The sequence below is a fragment of the Jatrophihabitans sp. genome (genome assembly GCA_036399055.1).
Taxonomy (GTDB): domain Bacteria; phylum Actinomycetota; class Actinomycetes; order Mycobacteriales; family Jatrophihabitantaceae; genus Jatrophihabitans_A.
In genome coordinates this window covers 42,698-56,179 of sequence record DASWNX010000036.1, presented here as the reverse complement: position 1 = coordinate 56,179, position 13,482 = coordinate 42,698, and the positions used below count along the sequence as shown (strand labels likewise).

Below are 13,482 nucleotides of genomic sequence, written 5' to 3'. Positions count from 1 at the left end.
CGACCGCCGGCAGGTCGCCGGGCGGCTGGGGGCGGGTCGGGACAAGAGGCTGATGACATCTTTCGGATCGTACCGAGGACGCCCTCGCCGTAGCGCCACGGCGCGCGAGAACTCCTGCCGGCCGGCTCCACGCGGCTCGCCGGGGCTCGCCAGGGCTCGCTGGGGCTCGCTGGGGCTCGGCGCGGCTTTCGGCTCGCCGCAGCCGACCGCCAAGCCTCATCCGGGGCTCGGTTACCCTTCGCAGGCCGGGAAGGGACGGGGGCGCCCTGAGTCGTCTGGCACAGGCGGAAACGGAGCTGTGGATGTCCGTGCACTGGCACGTCGTCGTCCTGAGCCTTGGTTCCGCGCTCGCCTTCGCCATCTCCACCAACCTCAAGCACTCCAGCGCGGCCCAGGCGCCCCAGGTCAGCCTGCTGCGGGTCGGCGCGGTGGCCCGGTTCGTGGCGGCCACCCTCAGCCACCGGTTGTGGCTGGCCGGGGTGCTGGCCGACGCCGTCGGCCTGAGCCTGCAGGTGCTGGCCCTGCACCGGGGCGCGCTGGCGGTGGTGCAGCCGCTGCTGATCAGCGGGCTGCTGTTCTCGCTGCTGCTGCGCCGCAGGCAGGGCCGCCCGGTCAGCGGCGCGGAGATCCGGTGGGCGCTGGTGCTGACCGGATGCCTGGTCGCCTTCCTGTCCCTGGTCGGGACTGATCCCGGCGCCGGCGGCGACGGCCCTGACCGGCTGCCGGCCGCGGTGGCCGCGGCGGCCGGGGTGGGGTTGGCGCTGGCCTGCCTGGTGCTGGCACAACGCCGTCGCCCGGCCGCCGGCGCCGCCGCGTTGATCGGGGTGGCCGTCGGCGTCGTCTACGCCGCGACCGCCGCCCTGCTCAAGAGCCTGAGCGAGCACGTGGCGCAGGGGCCGTGGGCGGCCGTGACCAGCTGGCAGCTCTACACCGTGGTGGTGGTCGGGGCGATCGGGCTGTTCCTGAGCCAGCTGGCCTTTCAGGCCGGCCCGCTGACAGCCAGCCTGCCGGCGATCGCCACCGTCGATCCGCTGCTGAGCATCGTGGTGGGGGTGCTGGTCTATGACGAGCACATCCACCGCGGTCCGTGGTCGGGCCTTGGCCTCATCACCCTGCTGGCGCTGCTGGGCGCCTCGGTCATCCAGCTCGGCAAGGTCGACACCGACCAGCCGGCGCGGCAGCGAGTGCCCGGCGGCTAGCGCACGCGGGTTCGGCTGACAGGTGACCGGGTCAGGCGTCCCGCTGACCGGGTGAGGCGTCCCGCTGACCCAGCCCCGCGGCCGGTAGGGCAAGATCGATGGGCGGCAGGGCAGGCGGGGGCACACCTGTGGCAATCCCCGGAGTGCGACTCGTACCCGGGCGAGCACTTCTTACTCGGCATAGCACAGGGAGCCTGAGTGACCGACGCGGCGATGGCTGAGCTGCTGCGCGCCGAACAGGCCGACCTCGACATCCGCTACGCCCGCCTGGACGAGCTGCGGATCGAGACGGCCCGCACGCTGGCCCAGCTGCGCAGTTCCGGCACGGCGGGCACCCCGGCCGCCCGGGTCGAACGTGACGCCTTCCTGGCGCTCAACGCCCAGAACCAGCAGCGGCTGGCAGCGGTCGAGCAGCGCTTGTGCATCGGCCGGCTGAAGATGGCCGACGGCGCCGACCGCTATGTGGGCCGGATCGGGCTGACCGACGTCGACGGCGTCCGGCTGCTGCTGGACTGGCGGGCGCCGGCCGCGCAACCGTTCTACCGGGCCACCCCCGCCGCGCCGGACGGCGTGGTCAGCCGGCGGCACCTGAGCACCACCGGGCGCAAGGTCACCGGCATCTCCGACGAGGTGCTCGACCTCGACCGGTTCACCGCCTCACACGCCAGCACCGCGACGCTGTCGGCCGACGGCGCGCTGATGCTGGCGCTCAACGCCAACCGGACCGGCCGGATGCGCGACATCGTGGCGACCATCCAGGCCGAGCAGGACGAGATCATCCGGGCCCCGCTGGCCGGCGTGCTGGTGGTGCAGGGCGGTCCGGGCACCGGCAAGACCGTGGTGGCACTGCACCGGGCGGCCTACCTGCTCTACGCCCATCGCGACCGGCTGGCCCGCAGCGGAGTGCTGGTGGTCGGGCCGAACGCCCGGTTCCTCAGCTACATCGAGCAGGTGCTGCCCAGCCTCGGCGAGACCGGCGTCGTGCTGGCCACCGCCGGCCAGCTGTTCCCCGGGATCGACGCCCAGGGCGTCGACAGCCCCGATGCGGCGCGCATCAAGGGCGACCTGCGGATGACCCGGCTACTGGCCGCGGCGGTGAAGGCGCGGCAACGGGTGCCGGCCGGCCCGCGGCGGCTCGAGGTCGAAGGCAGCGCCGTCACCCTGTACCCGCGCGACGTGGAGCAGGCCCGCAGCCGGGCGCAGCAGTCGCGCAAGCCGCACAACGTGGCCCGGGTCCGGTTCGTCGGCGACCTGCTGGAGCGCCTGGCCGGACGGCTGGCCAAGGAGCTCAAGACCGATCTGGACGCCGACACCAGGGCGGAGCTGGTCAACGCGCTGCGCGAGTCCGCCGACGTCCGGCGCGAGGTCAACCTGTGCTGGATGCCGCTGACCCCCGAGCGGCTGCTGCGCGACCTCTACGCCGACCCCGACGCCCTCGCCGAGCTCGCGCCGCGGTTCTCAGGCGCTGAACGCCGAGCGCTGTACCGGCCCCGGTCCGCGCCCTGGACTCCGGCCGACGTCGCGTTGCTCGACGAGGCCGCGGAGTTGCTGGGCGCCGACGAGGCCCATGCCGACGAGGCGGCCGGAGCGGCGGCGGCCGAACGCGCCCACGAGGTCGAGTACGCCGGCCGGGTGCTGGACATGATCGCCGAGATGGAGCCCGACGCGCCCCAGATGACGACCGCCGACGCCCTGGCCGAGCGCTACGAGGCGACGGCGGCCCGGCGGGTGCTGGTGGATGAGGCGGCCAGCGACCGCAGCTGGGCCTTCGGGCATGTGGTGGTCGACGAGGCGCAGGAGCTCTCGGCGATGCAGTGGCGGCTGCTGATGCGCCGGTGCCCGTCCCGGTCGATGACGGTGGTCGGCGACACCGCCCAGACCGGCTCACCGGCGGGCGCGAGGTCCTGGGGCCAGATGCTGGACCCCTATGTCGAGGGCCGGTGGCGACTGACCGAGCTCACCGTCAACTACCGCACCCCGGGCCGCATCATGGCTGTGGCCACCGCGGCGCTGGCCGAGTCCGGAGTCGCCGCGACGGCGATGACCTCGGCCCGCGAGGGCGACTGGCCGCCCACCGCCGAGCCCGTCCGCGGTGAGCTGGGGCAGGCGGTGGTCCGGGCTGTCGAGGCCGAGCGCGCCGCCCTGGGTGAGGGCCGGCTGGCCGTGATCACCGCCGCGCGAACGCAGCCGGAGCTGGCCGAGGCGCTCAGCGAGCAGCCGTGGGCCGATGAGCGGCTGGCGGTGCTGTCACCGGCTCAGTCCAAGGGTCTGGAGTTCGACGTGGTGGTGCTGGTCGAGCCGGCCGCGATCCTGTCCGGGTCCAGCCGGGGGCCCAGCGACCTGTACGTGGCGATGACCCGCTCCACCCAGCGGCTGCGGATCCTGCACAGCCGGCCGCTGCCGGCCGCGCTGGCTGAGCTGGCAGCTCCCGAGGCAGACCCGGGACGCTGACTCAGGGCTTCAGGCGGGCCACGGCGACCCGGCCTTGAGCGAGCCCGCGCCGCGGTGCCCCAGCTCGGGCCACCGCGGCGCGGTCATGTGCGTGGCGAGTCGGCTCAGACGCCCAGCCGCTGACCCACGTAGATCAGGTTCGGGTTCTTGACCTGGGGGTTCATCCGGGCCAGCGCCTGCCAGCCACCGGCGATGCGGTGGGCGACGGCGATCTTGTACATGGTGTCGCCGGAGCGGACCGTGTAGACGCGCGTCGAACGCGCCACCGGCTTGGCGACGGGCTTGACGGCAGGCTTGGCCGCAGGCCTGGCGGCCGGCTTGGCAGCCGGCTTGGTCCGGTTGAGGACCGGGGCGGTGTTGGCGCGCAGGTACCTGCCGCACGTCGGCCAGGCGCCGACTCCCTGGCCGATCAGGGTCCGCTCGGCGATGACGATCTGCTGTGCCTTGGTTGCCAGGTCGGCCCGCCGCGCGTACGCGCCGCCGCCGAAGGCCAGCCAGGTGCTGTAGCTGAACTGCAGGCCGCCGTAGTAGCCGTTGCCGGTGTTGATCGACCAGTTCCCGCTGGACTCACACTGCGCCACACCGTCCCAGTTGTGGGCCGGCGCTGCTTCGGCGCTGGGGCTGAGGGCGGTCAGCGAGATCATCGCGGCTGTGGTGAGCGAGCCGGCCAGTGCCAGGCGGGCACGTGGGGCGGTCGTGGTCACCGCTCGATGGCAGCCGACGTATTTCCTGGTTGCGGACATGGATCCTCCCGATCCACCGTCTGCGGGGTTAGCTGTCGGATTCGGACGATCGGTGTCCGGCCGGGTGATAAGCCCGGCTTTACCCCAAGACGCCCAGGGCGTCGCGTTGTGGGTTCCCCGCCCCTGTCTTGAAGGCTCATCCCGAGGCGACCGGCAGACAGGGTTGAACGGACCGGTTACGCCACACCTGCCATTGCCGAGGTGCCTGGCCACAGTAACCGACGAGCGGGCCAGCGTCGGCGGCGCTGAGCCAGCCCTGTGGACTAGTGCCAGTTTCGCCTTACTTCAACTGGCCGACGCCGTAAGAAATCACCAGCACCGACAGCACCAACGCCGACACCGACTCCAAGGCCATCAGCGTCTTGGCGCGCGGTGAGAGCGGCATCGTGTCGGTGGGGCTGAACGCCGAGGAGTTGGTCACCGAGATGTAGAGGTAGTCGACGAATCCGGGCGCCCAGCCAGACTTGCCCGAGGACCGCTTGGCGACTTCGGGCACGGCGTCGTGGTCCTCGTCCTGCGGAAACCGGAAGTCGGCGATCGGCAACCGAGGCCGCGCGACCTGGGTCCGGCTGACCGGGCCGCCCCGGTCGAGTTCCCAGTAGGCCAGCGCGAACACCAGGACATTGGTCAGCCACACCTGACCGGCCGCCAGCAGCAGGGTGGCTGCCTCGTGCTCGCCCTCGCCGCCGACCAGCTGGCGGATCAGCAGCACCAGGGCGACGCCGTTGCTGAACGCGATCAGCAGCATCAGCGCGATCGCCAGCCGGCGCAGCTCGCGGTTGCCGCGGGTCATCCGGCGCGGGTTGGCGGCGACCAGCGGGATGAACAGCAGCAGCTCCAGCGCCGGGACCGCGAATCTCGGCACGATCAGCAGCTTGTTGGGCAGCAGGCTGTAGAGCGCGATGGCGACCAGGACCGCCAGCGCGGCCGGCAAGCGGGGCTCGCCAGGGTGCACCTGGTGCTTGCGCTCGATGGCCACCGGTCATTGATAGGGCATCGGAGCCGCCACGCGCCGCAGGCAGGCCGGACGCATAGGGTGCAGAGATGTCCGCACTCACTCGCGCAGCCCTGCTCGGCCTGGCCACCGGCAGCCGCAGCACCTCCGGCCTGGCCGCCCTGACCCTCACCGGCAACTCCTCCGCGGGCCCGCTGGGCAGCCCCTGGGCCCGTCGGCTGGCCCGCGTCGCGGCCGCCGGTGAGCTGCTCGGTGACAAGCTGCCCCAGGCGCCGAGCCGGTTGCGGCCCGAGGGCCTGGTGCCACGGCTGGCCTTCGGGGCCCTGGCCGGAGCGGTCCTGACCCACCGTGAGGGCGGCAGCCGCGGCCGGACCGCGCTGGCCGCCTCGCTCGGCCTGGCCGGGGCCGGGGCCGGGAGCCTGCTCGGGGTGTCCTGGCGGCAGGCGGCCAGCCGGCGGTTCGGCAAGGACCTGCCCGGCGCGCTGATCGAGGACGCCTGCACCGCGGCCGTGGTGCGCTACGCCAGCCGGGCTCGCGGCTAGCGGTCAGTCACAGCTAGCGGTCAGTCGCAACCCTGGGTGCTGACTGTCGCGGTGGCGGTGCGTCCGGCCCGCAGGTCCGGCGCCACCTCGGCGTTGGTCAGGACGTAGCCGACCTGGGACTGGTCGACGCTGGCGGCGAAGACCACCCCATAGACCTGGCCGGTGGTGCTCAGCAGCGGGCCGCCGGAGTTGCCCGGCCGCACCTGGCCGCGGACCGTGTAGACCTCCCGGGTGACGGTGCGGTTCTGGTAGATGTTCGGGCCGGTGACTTTGGTCCGGGCCGCGACCCGGGCCGGCAACGCGGTGAACGGGCCGTTCTGCGGGTACCCGGCGACCACCGCCGCCGTGCCGCTGGGCGCCGCGCCGGCGATGCGCAACGGCTGCCGGTTCAGCCCCGGCACCAGCAGGACGGCGATGTCGCGGTTGGGGTCATAGACCACGACCCGGGCCGTCAGCGTGCCCCCGCCGGGAGCGGTGACCCGGGGGTTGGCAACCCCGGCCAGCACGTGGGCGTTGGTCATCACCCGGTCTTGGGCGAAGACGAAGCCGGTGCCCGCGATGGACCGGCGGCAGGACGGCGCCTCGCCGGTGATCTTGACGATCGAGGCCCCGGCCACCCGGATGGCAGCCGGCACCACGGCCGGGTCGGGCGGGGCCACCGAGGGCGCCAGCAGCGTCGCGAAGGGGCCGGTGACCGCGGGCAGATCGTGGCGTTGCACCTGGCGCAGCAGGCTGGCCAGCACCTGCTGACCCTCGCCCGGGATCACCCGGTCGACGGTCTGCAGCACGGTGCTGTTGCGGATCTGGCGGGTGAGCGAGGTCGCGGGGGTGTAGGCCAGGGCCAGGCCCAGCAGCCAGGCGAACACCAGCAGGGTGGCCACCGAGATGACCGCGCCGCCGGCGCCGTCCACCGGTCCGAGCGGGGTTCGGTGGATCACGGCGCGCAGCCGCATCCCGATGGCCTGGCCGAGGAAGTGGCCGATCATGGCGATCACGAACACCGCGAGCAGCGTGATCAACCGTTGACCGACCGCCTGATCGGCTGTCCCCGCGTCACTGGGCGCCTTGAGCACCGCCCGGGCGATGGCCGGGGCGGCCTGGACGCCGATCGCCGCGCCGGCGACGAAACCGGCGAACGAGGTGATCGAGCAGATCAGGCCACGGCGGTAGCCGGCCAGCGCCGACAGCAGCGCCAGCACGATCAGCGCCAGGTCCAGCAGGTCTGCATGCATCAGGAGATAGTGGCGTATCAGGCTGTGCGGGGCGAATGAGGACGGCTTCGCCGCGCCGCGTCACCTGCTGCGCATAGGGTCGGGGGATGGATTACACCAAGCTCGGCTCGACCGGCCTGGACGTCTCGCGGATCTGCCTGGGCTGCATGAGCTTCGGCGTCCCCGGCCGCGGCAATCACGAGTGGACCCTGGACTCCGAGCGCAGCCGGCCGCTGATCCGGCGGGCGATCGAGGCCGGCGTCAACTTCTTCGACACCGCCAACGTCTACTCCGACGGCACCAGCGAGGAGATCGTGGGCCGGGCGCTGGCCGAGTTCGGCGACCGGGACGAGATCGTGCTGGCCACCAAGGTGCACGGCCGCATGCGCCCGGGCCCGAACGGCGCGGGGCTCTCACGCAAGGCGATCCTGTCCGAGCTGGACGCCAGCCTGCGCCGGCTGGGTGTGGACTACATCGACCTGTACCAAATCCACCGGTGGGACGACAACACCCCGATCGCCGAGACCATGTCGGCGCTGCACGACGCGGTGCGCTCGGGCAAGGTGCGCTACCTGGGCGCCTCGTCGATGTACGCCTGGCAGTTCGCCAAGGCCCAGCACCTGGCCGATCGGAACGGCTGGACCCGGTTCGCCACCATGCAGAACCACTACAACCTGCTGTACCGCGAAGAGGAGCGCGAGATGCTGCCGCTGTGTGCCGATCAGGGCGTTGCGGTGATCCCGTGGAGCCCGCTGGCCCGGGGCCGGCTGACCCGCGACTGGGACGCCGACACCGCGCGCAGCCAGATCGACGAGTTCGGCAAGTCCCTGTACTTGGAGGAGGACCGGGTGATCGTCGAGCGGGTCGCCGAGCTGGCCGCCGAGCGCGGGGTGTCACGGGCGCAGATCGCGCTGGCCTGGCTGCTGCGCAATCCGGTGGTGGCCGCGCCGATCGTCGGGGCCACCCGGGTGGAGCACCTGGAGGACGCCTTCGCCGCGGTGGACGTCTCGCTCAGCGACGATGAGGTCGAGCGGCTGGAGAGCGGGTATCGGCCGCACTCGATCGCCGGCTTCCGCTGAGTGCTCGGGTTTGGAGCCCCACAGGTGCACAACGTTGTGATTCCGACACCGTCGGCCGCCAACCATGCGGCATGAGACGCTGGCGATACATGTATTCGCTAGCGGTTGGCAACAGCCTCGGCCAACGCTTTAGGATTTGTCCTTGCCAGCATTTTGCTGGTGGCCCTCGTCGTCTATAGCCGCCCACGAGAATCCTCCGGTCCGTCACACCGACCCAATGTCAACACCGAAGGTGAACATAGGCGCACGGTAGCTGTACGGAGACCGCATGTCGCGTGGCGAACGGCCGATATCGAGCACCCCGGCATCAGCGGTGCCGGCGGGCATTTCGATTGTTAGGCACGGTCAACCGTTTCGGGGACAATTGGGCCAGTTGGCAGATACCTTCGGTCCCTCGGGTGCCAAATCAGCAAAGGCGGAACTTGGTGGCGCTTCACATTAGCCGGCTTCACATCCGGAATTTCCGGAATTTCGCGAACTGCGAGATCGACCCCTTCCCGGCGCCCGCGGTGATCGTCGGCGAGAACGGTGTCGGCAAGAGCAACTTGCTCCACGCCCTTCGTCTCGTGCTTGACCCCGAGCTACCGGACTCCGCGCGGCGACTCCGCCCAGAGGACATTCACGACGGCGCAGTCGGGCCCTCAGGAACAGGGCTGTTAGGCGGAGCCGAGGTGCTCATCGAGGTTGAACTGAGCGGCTTCGACGAAGACGAAGAAGCGATCTCGATTCTCTCGGGAGCTCTGGTAGACGTTTCAACGCCCAAACGAGCACGCCTCACGTACCGCTTCGCACCTAGGACCAGGCTCGACGTACGCCCCGACACCGATGAGATCGAAGACCGGCCGGACATCGACACAACTCACAGCCCGGCGGACTACGACTTCGACCTCACCCAGGGCGCCGATATCGCGACGACAGACGCTGGTCGGGTACGTCGCTACATCAGCCTGCGGGTATTGCCTGCACTGCGCGATGCCGAGGGCGACCTGGGCCGCTGGAATCGCAGCCCTTTGCGCACACTTTTGGAAGAACTCAAGCTCGACCCGGTCAAGCTTGGCGCGGTCGCAACGGACATCGACGCCGTCGCAGACAAGCTGGCCAAAGAGCCGCAGGTCGATGGACTACAGAAACGCCTCGCCGTGCGCCTAAAGAACCTCGTCGGCCCGCAGCTCCCAGTCGATCCGACAGTCGGCATCGCCTCGACGGACCCGGACTCCTTGCTCCGAGGACTACGTCTGTTCGTGGACGCGGCTCGGACGCGCACGGTTGCCGATACGAGCCTCGGCGCAGCCAACGTGCTCTACCTAGGCATGCTCATGGAAGCGCTAGCCGTGCGGCGAGCCGCGAGCGCGTTTGTTACGACAATCCTCGGTGTCGAAGAGCCGGAGGCACATCTCCACGTGGCAATCCAGCGGCGCCTCTTCCGCCATCTCCTCGCTACCGAGCCAGCGATGCTTCTGACAACGCACAGCCCACACGTTGCCGCAGTTGCTCCACTAGAGTCATTGCTTCTACTCCGGAGGATCGGTTCGCAAACAATCGCTACCACAACGTTGAACGCCGATCTCGACGAGTTCGAGAGCGCGGACATCAGCCGGTATCTCGATGTGAGCCGGGCGGAGATACTGTTCGCCCGCTACGTCTTACTGGTCGAAGGCACCGCCGAAACATTCCTGCTGCCGGCGATCGCCGAGGCGGCTGGCTTCGACCTGGACGAGTACGGCGTAGTCATCGTCAACGTGGTCGGCACTGACTTCGCGCCGTACTGTCGACTTCTTGGTCCGGACGGGCTCGATCTTCCTTTTGCCGTGCTAACCGATGGAGACCCGCTGCGCGACTCGGTCAGCCTCGGTGAGCAGGGCCTCAAACGCGCTGCCGCCCTGCTTGTTGATGACCAGGCTCGAAACCAAATCAGAAATGGCGCCGCCAAACTGGTCGAGCTGGAAGAGGAGGAGAAATACGCCGATGCCGCCAAGCTCCGGGCCGAGCTTCAGGACGTCTGCGCGCTGGAGAACGTTTACGTGGGCGATCAGACCCTCGAGCTCGATCTTCTCCCCCTTCTCGGTGACGAGCTGATTGAGGCGTTCGCTGAACTCTCGCGCAAGAAGAAGTCCGCCAACATGGCGCGCGACGTCACGGCGATCCTCGGGACGGACGACCTGGCCGAGGTGTTATCTGCCGCAACCAAGAAGCGCGTCGAGGCTGCGGATGCCGAACCAACCGGCAGCGGCTCCAGTGACAGACCCCGGCGTAAACGTGTCCTAGACCGCATCGAGGGAGTCGGTAAGGGCCGGTTCGCACAGCGCTGGTCCAGTCACATTGCAAAGACCGACCTACGGGCCAACCTGTTCTACCTTCTTGAGGCCGCCGGTGTGTTGGACGCCGACACCGACGCCGACGGGATCAGCGAGGAGTTGTTCGCAGACGCGGGGTCAGCTCGCGCATGCCTTCGTGCACTTCAATGGGCCAGCCAGCAAGCACGGGAGATGCCGCTCCTGGGAGCCGAAGGCCCAGTGGATGCCGACTGAGAGTGTGGTTCATCGAGGCCTCCCCCTGCTGCTTGCTCAAGGCATCGAGGAACTCGACCGCCACCAGCGAGCTGCGCTCGTCGCAAAAGGGAACCTGGTCATCGTCGCCGGTCCGGGAAGCGGCAAGACTCGGACGGTCGTCACACGCGCTGGCTACCTGCTCTCAATGCGGATCAGTCCGCTGCGTGGACTCGCTGCGATCACGTACACCAATCAGGCGGCAGCTGAGCTCAAGGAAGGTCTCGCGCGGCTCGGAGTGGTCCAACCCGACCGACTCTTTGCGGGGACCTTGCACGCATTCTGCCTTGCACACGTGCTCCCTTACGCGCACCTGCTCGACATCGAACTGCCAGGACTCGACGCACTGATGAATGACCAGGAGGAGAAGGATCTTGTTCAGGAGTGCGCCGACGACGAAGGCGCCAACTACTGGGCGCTACGCGCGGTATTCACCTCCCTTCGCCGCCGTCTCGCCGCAGGCGACGACGTCAGCGACCAGTGCCAGGAGTATGTGCGGGCAGTACAACGCTATGAGGCCGTGTGCGAGCGTGAGCAGATCTGGGACTTCGAGGGCATCGTCCTGGCTGCGGTCCGCCTCCTTCGCGAGCATCCAGAGGTCGCCAACGTCGTAAAGGCTCGCTTTCCGACTGTCATGATCGACGAGTACCAGGATCTCGGTGCCGGGCTCCACAGGCTCGTTGAAACCCTGCTCGACGCCGGCGTCGAGATAACTGCCGTAGGTGACGTTGACCAGAGCATCTACGGATGGGCCGGAGGGGCTCCCGAATATCTGGACGCACTCTGCGCGCGGGGCGATTTCACGGTGCAACGACTGATCACGAACTACCGCTGCGGTTCGGCCGTGGTCGCAGCAGCCGAACTCGTCTTGGCAAAAGAGCGCGGCTGGCAACCCGACCCGCATCGACAGGACCCTGGAACTTTGGAGTTCCAGGTCGTCGATGGCGACATCGAGGAGCAAGCGCACGAAGCCGCCACGGCTGTCACGACGCTCCTAGCTGCTGGCGTGCCACCGCATGAGATCGCCGTGCTTCTTCGGTACCGACAACCGTTGGGGCCGCTCATCGAAGAGCACCTAACGAACAACGGCGTGGCAGTGCGGTTTGACACGGCACCATCGACTGAGTTGGGCCGATGGCTCGAAGGCGCGGCGCTATATGCGACGTGTCTAACTCCTGGATCGAATAGCGCCGCCCCACCTCCGTTCGGAGTGAGCGTCCTTCTAGACCGGCTCGACTCCTTCCGACGGGTAGCGGGTCGCCCACGCAGCCCGGACCCCTGGTTGGTACGGGTCACTGCCCTGCACCGCACCCTGTTGGGCCCCACACCAACACCGGCGACAAGTGTGAAGACTTGGGCCAGCCGCGTGGCAACCGATCTCGACCTGCGCGAACTTGCGGCCGCGATAGGTGACCCGCGCACATCTAAAGAGATCGACTCGCTGACCTCGGCGACGGACGAGCTTCTGTTAACCGACCTCGCCTCGGACACCGCAGGCACAGGGAAGGTGGTTCTTTCGACTTACCACAACGCGAAGGGCAGGACGTTCACGGCAGTGGTGTTACCGGGGCTGACCGAGGGCGCCGTACCTCCGTGGGGTGGTACGCCCTGGTCCCCCACGCGCCTTCGGGGAGACAAGCTTGAGGAAGAACGGAGGAATTTCTATGTAGCGCTGACCAGAAGCCGGGGCAGTGTTCTGCTGCAGCTGTCTCCATCTGGTCGAGACACTAGGAAGGCCACGATCCGCCGCGGGTACTCAAGCTTCGCACTCGAACTCGCGGCTTCGCTCGGCAACCCAATCGGACCCTCGGCTCCTGCGCCCTAGCGCCAATAACCGACGTCGGCCCTGCGGTTGGCTAAGCGAGCAGAACCATTCTGTTCCCTTTGCGCGACAAGGAATTGCGCCCTGTCAAGGCGAACCTCAGCTGCGTCATGCAGGTGGCCGAAAGACATGATGAGGGCCAGTCGAACATATTGCCGACTCAGAAGTGGTGGAAGTGCGACATGGTGTGCGACAGAATCGGCGGTATGCGTCGCTCGATGATCTACCGACCGAGGCCGAGGTGACTTTAGGGTGTGAAAGCTGTCCCAACAGGTGCGCAGACTTAGAGTCCCAACAGGTGCACAGACGTTGGAACCCCGATATCGCGTCGGCCCGTGTCCCATCTGCGGGCGTGCGGATATCCGTCGTCTCCCAGCGACGCTCGCGGCGTTCTTTCCAGCTTAGGATTAGGGCGCGGGCGGCGGCTTCCGGCAAGGCCAGCTGGCGCGTCGGAGTCGCGTGCACCCAGGTAGGCAGAAGGGTTTCAGGTGTCCAGACCGCTCGATGAGGGCCCGTTCTTCCATGGCACGATCGCGGCCCTGAACGTGGGTGAGTTCCTCACGGCGGGCCGCCCATCGAACTACCGTCCCGAGATCGTCATGAACCACATCTACTTCACCGCCCTTGTTGATGGAGCCGGCCTCGCTGCGGAGATCGCTGCAGAACTCGCGGAGGGTGAAGCGGTTCCGAAAGTGTATGCAGTAGAGCCAACGGGGGCGTTCGAGAACGACCCGAACGTGACCGACAAGAAGTTCCCCGGTAACCCCACCCGCTCGTACCGCAGTAGCGCCCCACTGCGGGTCGTAGGTGAGATCACCGAGTGGAGGCGACTAACCCCCGAACAGCTGGAGACATGGCGGGAGCGTCTATCGGTGCTTCTTTCAAGTGAGAGTGGCGAAATCATCAATTGAGGTCCGAGTGCAAACGGAGATTC

At 68.7% G+C, this 13,482-nt stretch carries 10 protein-coding genes and 1 riboswitch; of the genes, 7 read left to right on the top strand and 3 right to left on the bottom strand.

All coding sequences use genetic code 11. The annotated features are described in order from the left end of the window. Positions 1–302: 302 nt before the first annotated feature. Both VGB75_16650 and VGB75_16645 read left to right on the top strand, forming a co-directional pair. Positions 303–1,199: a DMT family transporter gene (locus VGB75_16650; GenBank protein ID HEY0168677.1), complete on the top strand. Its 897-nt coding sequence runs from the start codon at positions 303–305 to the stop codon at positions 1,197–1,199. Between the two features lie 198 nt (positions 1,200–1,397). After that, positions 1,398–3,650, top strand: a complete 2,253-nt coding sequence (locus VGB75_16645) for a DNA/RNA helicase domain-containing protein (GenBank protein HEY0168676.1) — start codon at positions 1,398–1,400, stop codon at positions 3,648–3,650. A 104-nt stretch (positions 3,651–3,754) separates the two neighbouring features. Here the strand turns inward: VGB75_16645 and VGB75_16640 are convergent, their stop codons facing one another. Further along, the gene (locus VGB75_16640) at positions 3,755–4,354 is read right to left on the bottom strand and encodes a transglycosylase family protein (protein ID HEY0168675.1); all 600 of its coding nucleotides are present in this window, start codon (positions 4,352–4,354) and stop codon (positions 3,755–3,757) included. A gap of 39 nt (positions 4,355–4,393) precedes the next feature. Further along, positions 4,394–4,545, bottom strand: a riboswitch (cyclic di-AMP (ydaO/yuaA leader). A 128-nt stretch (positions 4,546–4,673) separates the two neighbouring features. Further along, positions 4,674–5,372, bottom strand: coding sequence for a hypothetical protein (locus tag VGB75_16635; protein ID HEY0168674.1), 699 nt, complete (start codon positions 5,370–5,372; stop codon positions 4,674–4,676). 65 nt (positions 5,373–5,437) lie between these two features. On the opposite strand from VGB75_16635, the gene VGB75_16630 reads away from it, so the two are divergent. Next, entirely contained in the window at positions 5,438–5,890 is a 453-nt protein-coding gene (locus tag VGB75_16630) for a hypothetical protein (GenBank protein ID HEY0168673.1), read from the top strand. Between the two features lie 20 nt (positions 5,891–5,910). Here VGB75_16630 and VGB75_16625 read toward each other — a convergent pair whose 3' ends face one another. Then, a complete protein-coding gene (locus VGB75_16625; protein HEY0168672.1) occupies positions 5,911–7,122 on the bottom strand; it encodes a MarP family serine protease in 1,212 nt (403 codons plus the stop codon). 86 nt (positions 7,123–7,208) lie between these two features. On the opposite strand from VGB75_16625, the gene VGB75_16620 reads away from it, so the two are divergent. The 4 genes from VGB75_16620 to arr all read left to right on the top strand — a co-directional run bounded on the left by VGB75_16620 (position 7,209) and on the right by arr (position 13,459). Then, on the top strand, positions 7,209–8,180 hold the full coding sequence (locus VGB75_16620; GenBank protein ID HEY0168671.1) for an aldo/keto reductase: 972 nt from the start codon (positions 7,209–7,211) through the stop codon (positions 8,178–8,180). 425 nt (positions 8,181–8,605) lie between these two features. Beyond that, positions 8,606–10,708, top strand: a complete 2,103-nt coding sequence (locus tag VGB75_16615) for an AAA family ATPase (GenBank protein ID HEY0168670.1) — start codon at positions 8,606–8,608, stop codon at positions 10,706–10,708. Further along, positions 10,698–12,551, top strand: a complete 1,854-nt coding sequence (locus tag VGB75_16610) for an ATP-dependent helicase (protein HEY0168669.1) — start codon at positions 10,698–10,700, stop codon at positions 12,549–12,551. The genes VGB75_16615 and VGB75_16610 overlap by 11 nt, the downstream gene beginning before the upstream one ends. A 485-nt stretch (positions 12,552–13,036) precedes the next feature. Continuing rightward, positions 13,037–13,459, top strand: coding sequence for an NAD(+)--rifampin ADP-ribosyltransferase (gene arr / locus VGB75_16605; GenBank protein ID HEY0168668.1), 423 nt, complete (start codon positions 13,037–13,039; stop codon positions 13,457–13,459). Positions 13,460–13,482: the final 23 nt, after the last annotated feature.

Bases quoted from the DNA above. Each gene is read 5' to 3' on its own strand.
- VGB75_16650 (HEY0168677.1), top strand. From the start codon at position 303: ATGTCCGTGCACTGGCACGTCGTCGTCCTGAGCCTTGGTTCCGCGCTC.
- VGB75_16630 (HEY0168673.1), top strand. From the start codon at position 5,438: ATGTCCGCACTCACTCGCGCAGCCCTGCTCGGCCTGGCCACCGGCAGC.
- VGB75_16625 (HEY0168672.1), bottom strand. From the start codon at position 7,122: ATGCATGCAGACCTGCTGGACCTGGCGCTGATCGTGCTGGCGCTGCTG.
- VGB75_16620 (HEY0168671.1), top strand. From the start codon at position 7,209: ATGGATTACACCAAGCTCGGCTCGACCGGCCTGGACGTCTCGCGGATC.
- VGB75_16610 (HEY0168669.1), top strand. From the start codon at position 10,698: ATGCCGACTGAGAGTGTGGTTCATCGAGGCCTCCCCCTGCTGCTTGCT.